General features: G+C 66.0%; 13 protein-coding genes. 2 read left to right on the top strand and 11 right to left on the bottom strand.

Going from position 1 to position 15,009, the window contains the following annotated elements; all coding sequences use genetic code 11:
- Positions 1 to 35 precede the first annotated feature (35 nt).
- On the bottom strand, positions 36 to 896 hold the full coding sequence (locus AC0Z35_RS06590) for a lysophospholipid acyltransferase family protein (RefSeq protein ID WP_485131084.1): 861 nt from the start codon (positions 894 to 896) through the stop codon (positions 36 to 38).
- A gap of 284 nt (positions 897 to 1,180) precedes the next feature.
- On the opposite strand from AC0Z35_RS06590, the gene metK reads away from it, so the two are divergent.
- Positions 1,181 to 2,344, top strand: a complete 1,164-nt coding sequence (metK, locus tag AC0Z35_RS06585; protein WP_046802994.1) for a methionine adenosyltransferase — start codon at positions 1,181 to 1,183, stop codon at positions 2,342 to 2,344.
- 201 nt (positions 2,345 to 2,545) lie between these two features.
- Here metK and AC0Z35_RS06580 read toward each other — a convergent pair whose 3' ends face one another.
- Both AC0Z35_RS06580 and AC0Z35_RS06575 read right to left on the bottom strand, forming a co-directional pair.
- On the bottom strand, positions 2,546 to 3,976 hold the full coding sequence (locus tag AC0Z35_RS06580) for an amidase (protein WP_485131085.1): 1,431 nt from the start codon (positions 3,974 to 3,976) through the stop codon (positions 2,546 to 2,548).
- A gap of 79 nt (positions 3,977 to 4,055) precedes the next feature.
- Positions 4,056 to 5,384, bottom strand: a complete 1,329-nt coding sequence (locus AC0Z35_RS06575; RefSeq protein WP_046802996.1) for an MFS transporter — start codon at positions 5,382 to 5,384, stop codon at positions 4,056 to 4,058.
- Positions 5,385 to 5,466: 82 nt separating this feature from the next.
- Here AC0Z35_RS06575 and AC0Z35_RS06570 point away from each other — a divergent pair, with 82 nt between their 5' ends.
- Complete coding sequence (locus AC0Z35_RS06570) at positions 5,467 to 6,480, top strand: Lrp/AsnC family transcriptional regulator (protein ID WP_046802997.1); 1,014 nt, start codon at positions 5,467 to 5,469, stop codon at positions 6,478 to 6,480.
- Between the two features lie 24 nt (positions 6,481 to 6,504).
- On the opposite strand, the gene AC0Z35_RS06565 is transcribed toward AC0Z35_RS06570, so the two are convergent.
- The 8 genes from AC0Z35_RS06565 to AC0Z35_RS06530 form a co-directional block, all read right to left on the bottom strand.
- Positions 6,505 to 7,296 (bottom strand): SDR family oxidoreductase, encoded by a 792-nt coding sequence (locus AC0Z35_RS06565; protein WP_485131086.1) that lies wholly within the window; start codon positions 7,294 to 7,296, stop codon positions 6,505 to 6,507.
- The gene (locus AC0Z35_RS06560; RefSeq protein ID WP_485131087.1) at positions 7,293 to 8,834 is read right to left on the bottom strand and encodes a class I adenylate-forming enzyme family protein; all 1,542 of its coding nucleotides are present in this window, start codon (positions 8,832 to 8,834) and stop codon (positions 7,293 to 7,295) included. The genes AC0Z35_RS06565 and AC0Z35_RS06560 overlap by 4 nt, the downstream gene beginning before the upstream one ends.
- Before the next feature lie 22 nt (positions 8,835 to 8,856).
- A complete protein-coding gene (locus tag AC0Z35_RS06555) occupies positions 8,857 to 9,744 on the bottom strand; it encodes an ABC transporter permease (protein WP_485131088.1) in 888 nt (295 codons plus the stop codon).
- Position 9,745: 1 nt separating this feature from the next.
- Positions 9,746 to 10,717, bottom strand: a complete 972-nt coding sequence (locus AC0Z35_RS06550) for an ABC transporter permease (RefSeq protein WP_104142585.1) — start codon at positions 10,715 to 10,717, stop codon at positions 9,746 to 9,748.
- Positions 10,718 to 10,727: 10 nt separating this feature from the next.
- The gene (locus AC0Z35_RS06545; protein ID WP_485131089.1) at positions 10,728 to 12,374 is read right to left on the bottom strand and encodes an ABC transporter substrate-binding protein; all 1,647 of its coding nucleotides are present in this window, start codon (positions 12,372 to 12,374) and stop codon (positions 10,728 to 10,730) included.
- A gap of 27 nt (positions 12,375 to 12,401) precedes the next feature.
- Entirely contained in the window at positions 12,402 to 12,824 is a 423-nt protein-coding gene (locus AC0Z35_RS06540; protein WP_104142586.1) for a PaaI family thioesterase, read from the bottom strand.
- The gene (locus AC0Z35_RS06535) at positions 12,821 to 13,834 is read right to left on the bottom strand and encodes a quinone oxidoreductase family protein (protein WP_046803003.1); all 1,014 of its coding nucleotides are present in this window, start codon (positions 13,832 to 13,834) and stop codon (positions 12,821 to 12,823) included. Before AC0Z35_RS06535 ends, AC0Z35_RS06540 begins: the two co-directional genes overlap by 4 nt.
- A gap of 64 nt (positions 13,835 to 13,898) precedes the next feature.
- On the bottom strand, positions 13,899 to 15,008 hold the full coding sequence (locus AC0Z35_RS06530) for a M14 family metallopeptidase (protein WP_485131090.1): 1,110 nt from the start codon (positions 15,006 to 15,008) through the stop codon (positions 13,899 to 13,901).
- Between the last annotated feature and the right edge of the window lies 1 nt (position 15,009).

Below are 15,009 nucleotides of genomic sequence, written 5' to 3'. Positions count from 1 at the left end.
TCGGGAGTGGACCGGGCGGCGGAAACCAGAAAACGTCAGCGAGCCGACGGGGCGGCGTCGGGCGCCGGGGGCGCGCCGCGCGGGGTCTTGTAGCGGTTGTAGCTCCAGAGGTACTGCTGAGGGCAGCGCCGGATCAGGGTTTCCATCGCGGCGTTGATCAGCGCGGCCTGCGCGGTGGGATCGGCCGGCAGCGGCTCGGGCACGCGCACATAGTGGATGCGCCAGCCCCGGCCGTGGGGCAGGCGTTCGCCCGCCGTCAGGATGATGGGGACGTTGGTCTGCGTGGCAAGTTTGCTGGGCAGCGTCATTGTGTAGGCCAGGCGCCCGAAGAACGGCGCCCACACCCCATCGCCCACGCTGGGCGCCTGGTCAGGCAGCATGCCCACCGATTCACCGCGCCGCAGCGCCCGCACGAATTCCCGCACGCCCTGCATGGTGGCCGGCACGGCATTGACGGCGGAACTGTTGCGCGCGGTCTCCAGCAGCGGGGCCAGCACGTCTTTGCGCGGCGGGCGGAACATCACCGTCATCGGCATCTGGCGGGCCAGATAGCGGGCGGTGATTTCGAAGCAGCCCAGGTGCGGGGTCAGGAACAGGATGCCGCGCCCCTCGGCGCGCGCCGTGTCGACCACGGCGTTGTCGTCGGAAATCACCTGCGCCAGGCTTTGTTCGTTCTTGAACCACACGCGGGGGTTCTCAAGAATCATGGCGCCGGTTTCGGCGGCGGCACGGCGCGCGAAGGCCGCGCCGGGGTAGCCGGCCTGGGCGGCATTGGCCTGAAGGCGGCGCCGATACTTGCCGGGCCAGGCGTACACGGCCAGCCCCGCCGCGCGCCCAAGGGCGTGCGCAACCGGTAGCGGCAAGGCGGCAAAGAGTCGGAACAGGGCGAGCAGCATTCGGCAAATAGGAAAGGTCGGGCAGGGTTATGCCGGTATTCGGGAATATGTTTACACCCCCGCCGCGAGCATAAGAACGGCATTTTCGCTTAAAATCCGCTCAGTCGCCGAGTTAACCGACAACTTGCGGGGCGACGGCAAGGGTGCAGCGCATGGCGCGCCCTTTGCCAAATCCGCTAAAGCGTCGCGCCCAGATAGCGTATTTCATGCGGTCCGGGGTGCAACGCGCCTCATGAACCTATACGCCGGCAACGCCGGCAACGCCGGACACCAAGGACGCATCTGTGGCCAATAACGATTTTCTCTTCACTTCCGAATCCGTCTCCGAAGGGCATCCCGACAAGGTTGCCGACCAGATTTCCGATTCGATCCTGGACGCCATCTTCACGCAAGACCCGAATGCGCGTGTCGCAGCCGAAACGCTGTGCAACACGGGCCTGGTCGTGCTGGCCGGTGAAATCACCACCACGGCCAACGTGGATTACATCCAGGTCGCCCGGGACACCATCCGCCGCATTGGATACGACAACACCGAATACGGTATCGACTACAAGGGTTGCGCCGTGCTGGTTGCTTACGACAAGCAATCGCCCGACATCGCCCAGGGCGTGGACCGAAGCTCGGAAGACTATCTGAACCAAGGCGCGGGCGACCAGGGCCTGATGTTCGGCTATGCCTGCGACGAAACGCCTGACCTGATGCCGGCTCCGATCTGGTACGCGCACCGGCTGGTGCAGCGCCAGAGCGAACTGCGCAAGGACGGCCGCCTGCCGTGGCTGCGCCCGGACGCCAAGTCGCAGGTCACGTTCCGCTATATCGACGGCCGCCCGGCGGAAGTCGATACCGTGGTGCTGTCCACGCAGCACGCGCCGGAAGTCACGCAAGAAACCATCCGCGAAGCGGTGATCGAAGACATCATCAAGCCCAGCTTCCCCGAAGGCTTGATCACGCCGCAAACCAAGTTCCTGGTCAACCCGACCGGCCGCTTCGTCATCGGCGGCCCGCAAGGCGATTGCGGCCTGACCGGCCGCAAGATCATCGTCGACACCTACGGTGGCGCATGCCCGCACGGTGGCGGCGCGTTCTCGGGCAAGGATCCGTCCAAGGTTGACCGTTCTGCCGCCTACGCCGCGCGCTATGTGGCCAAGAACATCGTGGCCGCCGGCCTGGCGCGCCAGTGCCAGGTGCAGGTCAGCTACGCCATCGGCGTGGCCGAACCGATCAACATCACGGTCTACACCGAAGGCACGGGCGTCATCCCCGACGACCAGATCGCCAAGCTGGTGCGCGAGCACTTCGACCTGCGTCCGAAGGGCATCGTGAATATGCTGGATCTGCTGCGTCCGATCTACGCGAAGACCGCCGCGTACGGCCACTTCGGCCGTTCCGAGCCGGAATTCTCGTGGGAAGCCACGGACAAGGTTCAGGAACTGAAGAAGGCGCTGTAAGCGACGGCAGCCGGTCGGCTTCTCTGTCGGCCGCGCCTGATTGGCTGCTTTATCAGCCGCCTTTTATCTGCCTCCTTTGGCGACCCGGGCTTCACCGCCCGGCCCTGAACGAAAAATGCCCCCGCCCGGAATCCCGGCGGGGCATTTTTTTGCATTGCTGCATTGCTGCATTGCGCAGCGTTGCACCCGCGGCCCGTGGTCCTACAACCCCCACGCCGACAGGTCCGGCGTGCGCCGCGTCGGCGCTAGCACCGGCTCCAGCACCGCCGCGCAGTCCAGCAAGGCGGCATCGCCACCGGCGGGGGCCAGCAGCTGCACGGCCATCGGCATGCCTTCAGGGTCCGCGCCTGCAGGCAGCGCGATGGCGGCCGCGCCCAGGAAGTTGGCGGGGCGCAGCAGCTTGCCCAAGCCCACGTGGCGTACGTCTTCGGCGTCCAGCGCTTGCGCCGCCTGATCGCACGCGGGCATCAACAGCCCGTCCAGCCCCTGCATGGCGGCGGCGAAGGCGGCCATGTCGGCCTGGCGCCGGGTCAGCGCGGCTTCGTAGTCCGCCCGCGTAATGCGCCCGCCCGCTGCGATGCGCGCCCGCACCACGTCCCACAAGGGCGCGGCGGGGTTTTCGGCCAGCGCGCCGTAATAGGCATAGGCCTCGTACGCCAGCACCAGCGAGTTGTCATCGGCCATGCGCGCAAACGACAGCGTTGCGGGCGGATGCCAGGCGGTGGGCGCAAGGCCCGCTTGCGCCAGTCGCTCTTGGGCCCGATGCCACGCATCCAGGCCGGAATCCGACAGCGGCGTGGGCCACGCCTGCGGGGCCAGCACGGCGATGGCGGCGGACCGGCGTGGCGCGGGGTGGCGCAGCGCGGTCACGCAGGACGCGGGCAGCGCCAAGGTGGCTACGTCGTCTACATCGGGCCCGGCCAGCAATTGCGTCAGCAGGCGCGCGTCCGCCACGTTGCGGGCCAGCGGCCCCAACACGTCCAGCGTGTCCGACAGCGGCAGGCAGCCCGCGCGGCTGATCAGGCCGGAAGACGGCTTGAAGCCCACCACGCCGTTCAGCGCAGCCGGCGCGCGCACCGAGCCGCCGGTGTCCCCGCCCAGCGCAATGGCCGTCAGCCCCGCCGCCATGGCCACGCCCGCGCCGCTGGACGAACCGCCCGGCGCGCGCGCAACCTTCGCGTCCCAAGGGTTGCGCGCCGTGCCTTGGGTGGGGTTTTGCCCCGACAGCCCGAACGCGAATTCCGTCATGCGCGTCTTGCCCAGAATCACCATGCCCTGGGCCGCCAGTTTGCGCACCGCCGTGGACGTTTCGCCGCTGATCACGCCGCGCCGCGCTTCAGATCCGCCCGTGGTCGGTATGCCCTGCCACTGCACGCTGTCTTTGACGGCCACCGGAACGCCATGCAATGGCCCGAGCAGCAGGCCGGCGTCCCGCAGACGGTCGGCGGCGTCGGCCTGCGCCAACGCGCGTTCGGCGGTGACTTCGCTAAACGCGGCCAGCGGGGCGGCGCGTTCGATGCGGTCCAGGAAATGCGTGGTGACCTGGCGGGCGCTCAGCTCGCCTTCACGGATGGCGCGCGCCAGCTCGCGGGCGTCTCGAAAATGCAGGTCGGTGTGGTCTTGTGCGGGCATGGGTCTCTTTCAAAAAGGAAAAGCTCTCCGGTCCTGTCGGGACCGGAAAGCTGTTGCGTTTGCAGGGCGCGCGTTGCGGCTATTTCAGCGTCTGGCCCTTTGTTTCAGGCATGCGGATGAAGGTAATCAACGTGATCACGGCGCCGGCCAGCACGTAATAAAAGAACCAGCGTTCCATGCCACGGCTTTGCAACCAGGTCAGCAGGTAAGGCGTGGTGCCGCCCAACAACGCCACCACCAGGTTGTACGGCGTGCCGATGCCGACAGCGCGCACGCTGGTGGGAAATTGTTCCGACATGATGGCGGGTGCAATTGCGGTGTACATCGCGTACAGCACCAGGCCGAACAGTTCCACCGCCAGGATCGAGCCAAACGACGGGCCCAGGGTGGTCATCAGCGGGTAGAAGAACACCAGGTAGCCGGCCGCAAAGAAGATCAGCTGCGGCTTGCGGCCGATGCGGTCGGACAAAATGCCGAACAGCGGCTGCACCAGCATGAACACGATCAAGGCCACGGTATTGGCGGCGAACGCGGTCTTGGGGTCCGCGCCCACCTGGCGGATGGCATACGTGGGCACATAGGCCACGAAGATGTAGAACGCAAACGTGGTCAGCACCGAGAAACCCACGATGCGCAGCACTTCACGCGGATGGTCGCGCAGCAGCGTGCGCAGCGGCTGCTTTTCGATGCCGGTCTTCTTGGCGTGCGAAAACGCTTCGGTTTCCGGTACCGAACGGCGGATCCACATGCCGGCCAGCCCACCGAAGGCGCCGATCAGGAACGGAATGCGCCAGCCCCACGAGGCCATGTCGGCCTTGGTCAGCGTGGACGTCAGGATCCAACCCACGGCGGACGCGGCCAGGATGCCCACGGCGGCGCTGAAAAACACAAAGCTGGAATAGAAACCGCGCTTTTCAGGCGGCGCCATTTCAGCCAGAAAGGTCGTGGCCGAGGCATACTCTCCGCCCAGCGACAAGCCTTGCAAGAGGCGCGCGGCGGTCAGCAGCAGCGGGGCAGCCAGGCCGATGGTGGCGTAGGTGGGGGTGATGGCGATGATGAGCGAACCGCCCGCCATCATCAAAATCGTCAGGCCAAGCGCGGCTTTGCGGCCGTAGCGGTCGGAAAAGATGCCCAGCACCCAGCCGCCCACCGGTCGCATGAAAAACCCCACCGCGAAGATGCCGAAGGTGGCAAGCAGCGCGGTGGTTTCATTGCCTTCTGGAAAGAACTGGCCCGAAAAAAAGATGGCGAACGACGCGTAGATGGTCCAATCGAACCATTCGACCGCATTGCCTACACTACCGGCCAGGATGGTGCGTGACCGGGATATGGGCGCGGCGGCAAGCGCGGCGGCGGGCGCGGCGCTTGCCCCTTGCTTGCTGCGCAAGGTCGCGGATGGGCTGCTCATGACGTCCTCAACATAAGAATTTATTTTTAGTCAAAAAGACCGTTTAATTTTGTGTTTTTATCAATGCGCGAACGTTAGATTAATGAATATGGTCACGTCAAGTAAGGGTAAGCCCCTAATGCCAGCGCTGGACGACACCGATCTGGCCTGCCTGATCGCGTTGCAGGCAGACCCCCGCGCATCCTGGCGCGAGCTGGGCGCGGCCACCGGCATCGCCGAACGCACTGTGGCGCGTCGCATCCGCCGCTTGATGGACGCCGATGCGCTGCGCGTCATTGCCGAACCCGACCCGTTGGCCATGGGACAAGGCGTGGTGTTGCACGCGTGGGTGCGCTGCCGGTCCGGCCGCGTGCCTGAGGTGGCCGAACAGTTGGCGAGGCTGGACATCAGCCAGCTGGTCGTCACGCTGGCCGGCACCGCCGACCTGATGGCCGAACTGACCCTGGCCGATGCGGCCGACATGCCCGACGTGGTCACCCGCGTGCTGCCGTCGATCGACGGCGTCGAACATGTGGAAGCGCGGCTGGTGCTGCGGCCATTTCGTCGTGCCGGGCAGTGGCGCATCCAGGCGCAACCGGACGCCGTGCCGGACGCGCCGCAGGCCCAGCCGCCCGCCGCGTTAAGCGATGCAGAGTCGCGCATGGTGGCGCATCTGATGCGCGACGGCCGCGCCAGCCTGGCCGAACTGGCCGAGCAGGCCGGCGTCAGCGAACCCACCGCGCAGCGCCTGCTTTCCCACCTGGTCGAGCGCCGGGCACTGAGCTTTCGCGTCGAGGTGGAGCCCGCGTTGGTGGGCTTTCCGGTTGAGGCGGTGATCTCGGTGCAGGTGCGGCCGCAAGCCGTCGACGCCATGGCGGCGCATCTGGCGCTGGACCCGCACACCCGCTGCCTGTTCGGCACCAGCGGGGCGTCGCAGTTGTTCTGGCACGTGCTGTGCCGCGACAGCCTGCATCTGTGGGAAGTGACCACACGCCGCCTGGGCGAACTGGACGGCGTGCTAAACAGCGAAGTCGGCGTGGTGATGCGGGCGCACAAGCGTTGCGGCATCGTGCGCGCGGGGGCGCGCCTGGCCAGCAACGGCGACGGCGGGGATTGATGCCGCGCGTCGCGCTCGCCAGATTTACAGCCGCTGCCCGCCGGTGGCGTCGATGCGTTGACCAGTGATCCAGCGCGCTTCGTCCGACGCCAGGAAAGCAACGATGTCGGCGATATCCTCGGGTTGACCCACGCGGCCCAGCGCTACGCTCTTGGCGATGACGCGGCTAAGCTCCGGGTCGCGTGCACGTGGGTTCAAGTCCGTGCTGGTGGCGCCGGGCAAAACCGCGTTCACCGTAATGCCGCGCTCGCCCAACTGCTGGGCCAGCAGCAGGCTCAACGCTTCAAGCCCCGCCTTGGCGGGCGCATAGACGCTCATTTCCGGGTAGGCAGCCCGCGTGCCCATCGACGAAATATTGATGATGCGGCCGTTGTCGCGCAGGAACGGCAGGGTCTGCTGGATCAAAAAAAAGGGCGACTTCAGATTCACTTGCAGCACGCGGTCGAAGTCTTGCGGCGCAACATCTGCAAGCAGCGCGCGCAGCCCCACGCCCGCATTGTTCACCAGAATGTCCAGCCCATCCACGCCATTGCGTTCCAGCAAAGTGCGGCGCAGATCGCGCGCCAGCGTGGTGGCCCCGTCCGCCTGGGAAAGATCGGCTTGCAGCGTCCACGCGTGGCCGCCTTCGCGCTGGATCAGGCCGGCGACTTCAATCGCAGCGTCGCCCGCGGCGTTGTAGTGGACGGCAACATGCGCGCCGCGCTTGCCCAGCGCCAACGCAATGGCGCGGCCAATGCCACGGCTGGCGCCCGTGACCAACGCTGTCTTGCCGACAAGACTGTCCGGGGTTTGGTTCTGGCTCTGGTTCTGGCTCATGCGGTCTCCGTTTCGTAGCTTGTCCATGCCTGATGCGCTTCCAGCCGGCGCGCCTGCAACAGCAAGGCGTTGCGATCCACCTTGTTGGTGCCGGCCCACGGCAATTCGCTGACGAATCGGATGCGGCGCGGGTGTTGATAGGCGGGCCCATTGGCCAGGGCATGTTGCTTCAGGCCGTCGGCATCCAATGCGCTGCCGTCGCGGCGTACGACAAAGGCGACCGGGATCTGGCCGCGTTCCTCGTCGGCCAACGGCACCACGCAGCTTTGACGCACGTCGGGATGCAACTCAAGCAGCTTTTCCACTTCAACGGGATAGATGTTCTCGCCGCCGCATACGAACATGTCGTCCGCGCGCCCGACAAAATAATAGAAGCCGTCCGCGTCGCGGCGCATGACGTCGCCGCTGTAATACCAACCGTCTTGCAGCACCTGCGCACTTTTTTCAGGCAGGTTGTGATAGCCGGACAACACGGCCGGGTTGTTCATCAGCAGCACGCCCTCATCGGCGCTCGGGCCGTCCGCCAACCGCACTTGCGACGGGTCCAGGGGGTGCCCCACCGATAGCGGCGGCGTGGGCAGGCCGGCGGGATGCGGGCCGAACACGGCCGGTCCGGCTTCCGTGGTGCCGTAGCCGTGCGTGATGGTGGCCTGCGGCAACGCTTCTTGTATGCGCTGATAAAGCGCAACGGTCATGGGAGCGGATCCCAGCATGACGCGCCCCAACGCCGACAAGTCGCGGTCACGCAGCAAGCCGGGCTCTTTGACCAGCCGTGCGAACATCGTCGGCACGGCCGTCAGCACGGTGATGCGATAGCGTTCCAGCGCGTCGGCATAGGCGCTGACGTCGAACGCGGGCTGGATCACCAGCAGGCTGTTGCTGGCGAACGCGCGCTTGGCCATGAAGAGCCCATTCATGTGAAACAGGGGTTGTGCCAGAAGATAGCGCTCTTGACGCTCGCGTCGGGGCGCGGCGCCCGAGGTGGCGGCAAGCGCCCATAACTGCCCCGCGTGCGTCAGCGGCACGCCCTTGGGCTTGCCGGTGGAACCGGACGTGTAAAGCATCTGCGCGACGTCTTCGGAAGCGGGCGTCACGCTGGCAAAGTGCGCGGGCTGAATCTGGGCGGCAAAGCCTTCTGGCCCCGGGTCGTCGAAGTCCAGTACGGGCACGGTGTTCTCGAACGATGCGCGGCGTGCGCTATCGACGAACGCCAGCGCGATGTCCGCGTCACGGATGACGTAATCGATGTTCTCTTGCGTCTGCTTGATGTTGATCGGCACGGCTACGAAGCCGGCGCGCATGATGCCGAAATACGCAATCAGGTACTCGGCGCGATTCAACGCGGCGATGGCAATGCGCGAACCCGCCGGCAGCCCGCGAGCCGTCAGCCATGCGGCCACGCCGCCGGCGCGTTCGCGTATCTTCCCGTGCGCGTAATGGACGGGGGCATCGGGGATGCGCAGGTCTACGATGGCGGGCAGATCCGCGGGCACGCTCGGGTCCGTCAGGTCGCCCAGGTTGTTCAGGGTATACGTCATGAAAATGTTCCGGCGGTGGGGGCTACTGCTTATGCAGCTTGGGGTTGAGCGCGTCGTTCAGGCCGTCGCCAACCAGGTTCAGCGACAGCACGGCAAGCATGATGGCCACGCCCGGCACGGCGCAGATGTACCAGGAAGATCGGATCAGGCTGCGGCCTTCGCCGACCAGCCGGCCCCAGCTTGCAATGTTGGGATCGCCCAGCCCCAGGAACGACACGACGGATTCATACAGAATGGCGCCCGCCACAACCAGCGAAGACATGACGATGACGGGGGGCAGCGCGTTGGGCAGGATCTCGCCGGCCACGATGCGCAACGGGTTCATGCCGACCGCGCGGCACGCCTGCACGAATTCCCGCTCTTTGAATGACAGGAATTCGGCACGCGTCAGCCGGGCAATGGGCGGCCAGGACACCAACCCGACGGCCAGCGTGATCGCTTCGATATGCGGTCCCAGAATCGATACCACCGTCAGCACGAAAACCACGTTCGGAATGATCTGGAACAGCTCGGTGACGCGCATCAGGGCTTCGTCGACCCAGCCGCCGAACCAGGCGGCCGCCGCGCCGATGCTCACGCCGATCAGCGTGGCGGCGGCGGCCGCGACCAGACCGATCAACAGCGTGGCGCGCGCGCCGTGCGCGATCAGGGCGGCAATGTCGCGTCCCATCGAATCCGTGCCCAGGGGGTAACGCCAGGATTCAAAAGGCCAGATCTCGGGCGCGCCCACAATGCGCAGCGGATTGGTCGGAAACAGCCAGCCGGCGCCGGCGGCCAGCAGCGCCACCAGCAGCAAGACGATCGCGCCGGCCACCGCGCCGCGGTTGCGCACGAATCGTGCGGCGAACGATGCGGGCGGGGGCGCAAGCCGGGTAGCGGGCACGGCGGAAAATGCAGGGGATGTGGACATATCAGGCAGCCTTGATGCGCGGATCCATCCGCGTGTAAAGCAGGTCGACGATGATGTTGGCAACCACCACCACGAAGGAACTGAGCACCAGAATGCCCAGCACCACCGGGTAGTTCCGGCTCATGACGCTGTCGAACAGTACGCCGCCGATGCCCGGCCAACTGAATACAGCTTCGACCACGATGCTGCCGCCCAGCACCGCACCCAGTTGCAGGCCCAGCAGCGTAACGATGGGCAGCATCGCGTTGCGCAGAATGTGTCGAAGCACCACGGCCGTACGCGTCAGGCCCTTGGCATGGGCGGTGCGCACGTAGTCCATGCGGCTGACTTCCAGCATCGATGCCCGCATCACGCGCGCATACGCCGCCGAATAGAACAGGCCCAGTGCAATGGCGGGTAGCGCCAGGTGGTGCAGCACATCCAGCGCCTGCGTCCACCATCCGCCATCCAAGCCGATGGTGACCATGCCGCCCACGGGAAACCAGCCCAGCTTCACGGAAAACAGAATGATCAACATGATGCCCAGCCAGAAGCTGGGCGCGGCAAAGCACAGCACGGCAAACGCCGAGACCGCACTGTCCCACCACGTGTTGACCTTGATGGCGGACACGATGCCCGCCGCCATGCCCACCAGCACGGCGATGGCGATGCTGGCCAGCATCAGCACCAGCGTGGCCGGCAGGTGCGCCAGGATCACATCAAGCACTGGCAGGTTATGCCGGTACGAGTAGCCGAAGTCCAGGCTGGCAACCGATCCGATGTATTTCAGCAATTGCACCGTCGGCGGCTGGTCCAGTCCGTACGTCACGCGCAGCCGCTCGATCAGCGCCGGGTCGGTGACCTGCTGCTCGGCCGTCATCACGTCCAAGAACGTGCCGGGCACGGATTGGATCAGGGCGAAGTTAAGCACCACCACGCCCAGCAGCAGCGGTACGGCCTGGAGCAGGCGGCGCAAGATCAGGCGCAAGGGCATGGCGGGCCTCTTACGCTTGCAACCAGACATCGGCCAGGGTTTCGCCCTGGACGTTGGCGCCGGTGGTGAAGTTGCGTACGTTCTTGCCGGCCAGCGTGAAAGACTGGATTTCAACCAGCGGCACAAGCGGCACGTCGGTCGAGGCCAGGCGCGCGAATTGCGCGGCCAGCGCCTTGCGGGCCTCGGGCGCGGTCTCGACCGCCAGCTTGGCCACCACGGCGTCCATCTCGGGGTTCGAATACCCCGTGGCGTTGCGGAAGGCGGCGCCTTTGACAATGCCGTCGGTGGTGAAGAACTGCGTCACGGTCGGCACCAATTCCAGCGGCGACGTGAAGTTGGCCACCGCGATGTCGTAGTCGTAATCCCCATAAATGCGCTTGAGCGCCGTGGCGCGGTCCACCGAATCCAGCTTCACGGCAATGCCCACGTCTTCAAGCGCCTGCTTCAGGTACTGGCCCAGCTTGGCGTTCTCTTCAAACCACGCGGCTGCCACCAGGTTCACGGTGAAGCGCTTGCCGTCCTTGACGGGCAGGCCCGCCGCGTCCAGCAAGGCGGCGGCCTTCTTCGGATCGAAGGGGTAGCGCGGCACGTCCTCGGTGTAGAACAGCGGGTTGCTGCTGAAGACGGGGGCGATGGCGGGTTTGCCTCGGCCGTAGTAGATCGTGTCGACGATGAACTGGCGGTCGATGGCATGAAGAATGGCCTGGCGGACGTCGCGTCGGTTGACAATGTCGCGGCGCTGATTGAATTCCACCGTGACGGTCCACGCGGTGTTCTGGTAGCCCCGCGTGTCCACCACGACCTTGCCGGTTTTCACCAGGCGGTCGATGTCGCGCGCCGGCACGGGGTTGGAATAGGCCAGGCCCAGCTCCCCCGTTTCCAACGCGGCGCCGCGCGAGGCCGGGTCGGACCACCAGCGGATGATCAGCTTGTCCAGATTCGGTTCGCCCGGCTTCCAATACTTGTCGTTGCGCAGGTATTCCACGTGACTGCCGCGCACCCATTTGCCGTATTTCCATGGGCCCGTACCAACGGGCGTGTTGTTCAGTGGGTTGGTGATCAGGTCCTTGCCGTCATACAAATGCTTGGGAACCAGCAACTGATACTGGCCGGACAACGTGGACTTCAAAAAGAACTCCGGCACCGGTGCGTTGAACGTCAGCACAACCGTGTGCGCGTCCGGGGCAGTGGCGTCCGTCAACGACTTCAGCGCGATGCCGGCGGAAATCGGCTTCCAGTGCTGCAACACGTTGTAGACCACGTCGGCGGATGTGAAGGGCGTGCCGTCATGCCAGGTGACCCCTTCGCGCAGCTTGATGGTGTAGCTGCGAAAGTCCGCCGCCGGGGTCACGCTTAGCGCCAACGCCGGTTGGAATTTCAAGTCGGCATCCAGCTTGAGCAGCCGTTCCAGAATCTTGGTGGACGTCTGAAAAGGGCTGGATCCGCCGCCGCCGGGCACGAACAACGCTTGCGGCTCCAGGCCGCCCCAGCTCGCGACCAGCGTGCCACCCTTGCGCGGCGGGCCGGCGTCCGTACCCGCTTGGGCGGTGGCGGCGAGCAGCGTGCGCGGCACCGCGCCCAGCGCGCTGGCGGCCAGGCCGCTTGCGGCGGTTCGGGTCAGGAAGGCGCGCCTTCCGAGGCGCGGGGCTTGAGTCATGATGGGCATCCTTATGGTGTTGCGCTGTCAGCCTTGGCTGAGCGTGGCGTAGGTAGCGCGGCCGATGGCGACAAGCGCGCCCTGATCGTTGTAGAGGTCCACATCCGCCACGCCGACGCTGCGACCATTGCGGCGCACGCGCGCCACGGCGGTCAGCCCGGTGTTGATGGCGGGCCGCAGGTAGTCGACGCGAAAGTTGATGGTGGGCAGCCCACGGCCCAGCAGCATGCCGACGGCAAAATCGCCTACCGTGTCGATCACGGCGGCCAACGGGCCGCCATGCCATTGGCCGCTGGCGGCACCCCGTTCGAACTCCGGCCGCATCGGCGCCAGCACGGTCAGTTCGCCGCGCTCGTGATCCACGTCGCTGACAGACAGGCCCAGCCATGCGATGAAGGGCGAATCGTCGAATTTGGCCTGTATCTGGCTGGCGTTCAGCACCGCGCTCATGAAGTCACCAGCACTTTGCCGACGATCTTGCGATCTTCCAGCGATGCCAATGCCTGAGCGCCTTGCGCCAGCGGCCAGGTACGGTCCACCTGCACGTGCAGCCTGCCGCTGCGCACCAGCTCCAGCAGCTCATGCAGGTCGTCGCGGTCCCAGCCGTTCGAGCCGCGTATCTGAAGTTCGAACGTCCAGATGTATCGCAGGTCTTCCTTGGGGTCGAACCCCGCCGTGGCGCCGCAGGTCAGCAGGCGGCCGCCCAGGCGCAGGCAGCGCAACGATTTCACCCACGTGTCGCCACCGGTGAAATTCACCACGACATCCACGCCGCCCGACTTGGCGCCGCGACGGCGGGCAGGGCGGCCAAAGCGTTCCTGCACGGCCTTCAGGAAGTCTTCCTCGGTGTACAGGATGATGTGGTCGGCGCCCAGCGCGCGCAGTGCCTCGCCTTTTTCCGGCGTGCCCACGCAAGCGATGACTTCGGCGCCAGCCAGCTTGGCCAATTGCACCGCACATACGCCCACCCCGCCGCTGGCACCCAGGATCAGGACTTTTTCGCCAGCCTGGATCTGACCGATGCGGTTCATCATGCGCAGCGCGGTGCCATAGGCCACCGGCAACGCCGCGGCCTGTTCGAAGCTGACCTCGTCGGGCAGCCGAATCAGCTGGTGCGCGGGTACGCGGCAAAGCTCGGCCAGACCGCCATGGATGGTCTCGCCCACCAGCCCGCCGTCCACACGGTCGATCGGGTCCACCAGCACGCGGTCGCCGGCTTTCCAGTCGTGGACGTTTTGGCCGGTCTGCACGACCTCGCCGGCCACGTCCAGGCCGATGATCACGGGAAAGGGCAACTTGATGCCGGGCATGCCACGGCGCGTGAATACGTCGTGGTAGTTCAATGATGACGCACGCACACGAATGACGACGTCATCCGGGCCGGCGACGGGGTCAGGGAATTCGGTTTCCAGGCGGAGCTTGTCGTTGCCGCCGTGTTCACGCAATACGATTGCTTTCATGAATGCTTGAGGGAAAAAGGAATAGGAAAAAATAGGAAAAAATAGGAAGAAATAGGACGCCGGCTTACCAGGACGCCACGCCGGCAATCGCCTGGCGGGTGATGGCAAGACCATGGGCAAGGGCGCTGCGCCGCCACACGCTGGATACCGGCACGAAGGCGTCGATCAGGTCGGCGCGCAACTGCTTGTCGCGCGCGGCGTCGGGTGCCAGCGGGGCCTTGAAACGCAGCCACTGGTCCAGCCTGAGCGCGGCCCGCATCCGCAAGCCGCGCGTGCCGAACTCCACGACGGCGCCCGCCAGGGGGCGGCTGCCCAACGCCTGCTGCACGCCGCGAAACACCAGGCCCTGGTAGTCGGGTCGCGCCAGGCCATGCGGGCGCTGGTCGCGCACGCGTTCGGCGCCCCACCATTGGGCGGCCTGCGCCTGTTCTGCGCTGCCTTCGTCGTTGAAGCACAGGAAGAACGGTTCCCCGTATTCACCGATGCCGGTGTGCCAGTCGATAAACGACACGCGCTGGCTGGCGGCCAGATGTTCGTCGACGATGCGGCGCAAGATGCGGTTGGACCATTCGGGGCCGCTGCCGCCGTAGACCAGGCCGTCCGGATGGGTGTACTGGCCGCTGGCCGTTGTGTTGAACAGCACGTCGGCGCCGTGGGTCGTGCCAAATTTTTCGACCTCGCGCGCGCCGGCCGCCAGGCTGGATTCCGTCCAGGCGGCCGGGATCAGGTGCGGATGCAGCGTGGCGTAGTGCGGGTTGGCCGGCGTGGGGCGCGTGTGGTCAATGAAGTTGCGATTCAGGTCGACGTTGTTTTCAGTCGTGCGCGAGTCATATGCGTAGCCGTACGGGTTCAACGCGTGCACCAGCACGACGTTGACGTCGTCCGGCAAGGGCGTGCCGCCATCGGCGCGCAGCCAGCCGATCTGCACGGCGGAGCCCGCCGCGCCTTCCAGCCCGTGCGTGCCGCTGATCGCCAGATGCGTGCGGGGCGCGTCGACGCGGCCCAGCACGGCCACATCCACGCTCAGCGCGCGGCCGTGTGGGTCTTTCAATGTGGGATGTTCATGGCGGGACAGCACCGCGCCACGCGCTTGGGCTATCGCCACAAAGGCGTCGCGCGCCGCCGCGTAGTCGGTGCTGAAGCAGTCCCAATAATCGGGCAGGGCGTCGCTCATG

This window comes from Achromobacter sp. 1L-A-4-B-C2, from assembly GCF_057291955.1.
The sequence above is the reverse complement of the archived record's forward strand: the minus strand, read 5'-3'. Positions and strand labels throughout refer to the sequence as shown.

Coding starts and splice junctions, on each gene's coding strand:
- AC0Z35_RS06590 (WP_485131084.1), bottom strand. CDS start 896: ATGCTGCTCGCCCTGTTCCGACTCTTTGCCGCCTTGCCGCTACCGGTT.
- AC0Z35_RS06580 (WP_485131085.1), bottom strand. CDS start 3,976: ATGCCCGCACAAGACCACACCGACCTGCATTTTCGAGACGCCCGCGAG.
- AC0Z35_RS06575 (WP_046802996.1), bottom strand. CDS start 5,384: ATGAGCAGCCCATCCGCGACCTTGCGCAGCAAGCAAGGGGCAAGCGCC.
- AC0Z35_RS06570 (WP_046802997.1), top strand. CDS start 5,467: ATGAATATGGTCACGTCAAGTAAGGGTAAGCCCCTAATGCCAGCGCTG.
- AC0Z35_RS06565 (WP_485131086.1), bottom strand. CDS start 7,296: ATGAGCCAGAACCAGAGCCAGAACCAAACCCCGGACAGTCTTGTCGGC.
- AC0Z35_RS06560 (WP_485131087.1), bottom strand. CDS start 8,834: ATGACGTATACCCTGAACAACCTGGGCGACCTGACGGACCCGAGCGTG.
- AC0Z35_RS06555 (WP_485131088.1), bottom strand. CDS start 9,744: ATGTCCACATCCCCTGCATTTTCCGCCGTGCCCGCTACCCGGCTTGCG.
- AC0Z35_RS06550 (WP_104142585.1), bottom strand. CDS start 10,717: ATGCCCTTGCGCCTGATCTTGCGCCGCCTGCTCCAGGCCGTACCGCTG.
- AC0Z35_RS06545 (WP_485131089.1), bottom strand. CDS start 12,374: ATGACTCAAGCCCCGCGCCTCGGAAGGCGCGCCTTCCTGACCCGAACC.
- AC0Z35_RS06540 (WP_104142586.1), bottom strand. CDS start 12,824: ATGAGCGCGGTGCTGAACGCCAGCCAGATACAGGCCAAATTCGACGAT.
- AC0Z35_RS06535 (WP_046803003.1), bottom strand. CDS start 13,834: ATGAAAGCAATCGTATTGCGTGAACACGGCGGCAACGACAAGCTCCGC.
- AC0Z35_RS06530 (WP_485131090.1), bottom strand. CDS start 15,008: ATGAGCGACGCCCTGCCCGATTATTGGGACTGCTTCAGCACCGACTAC.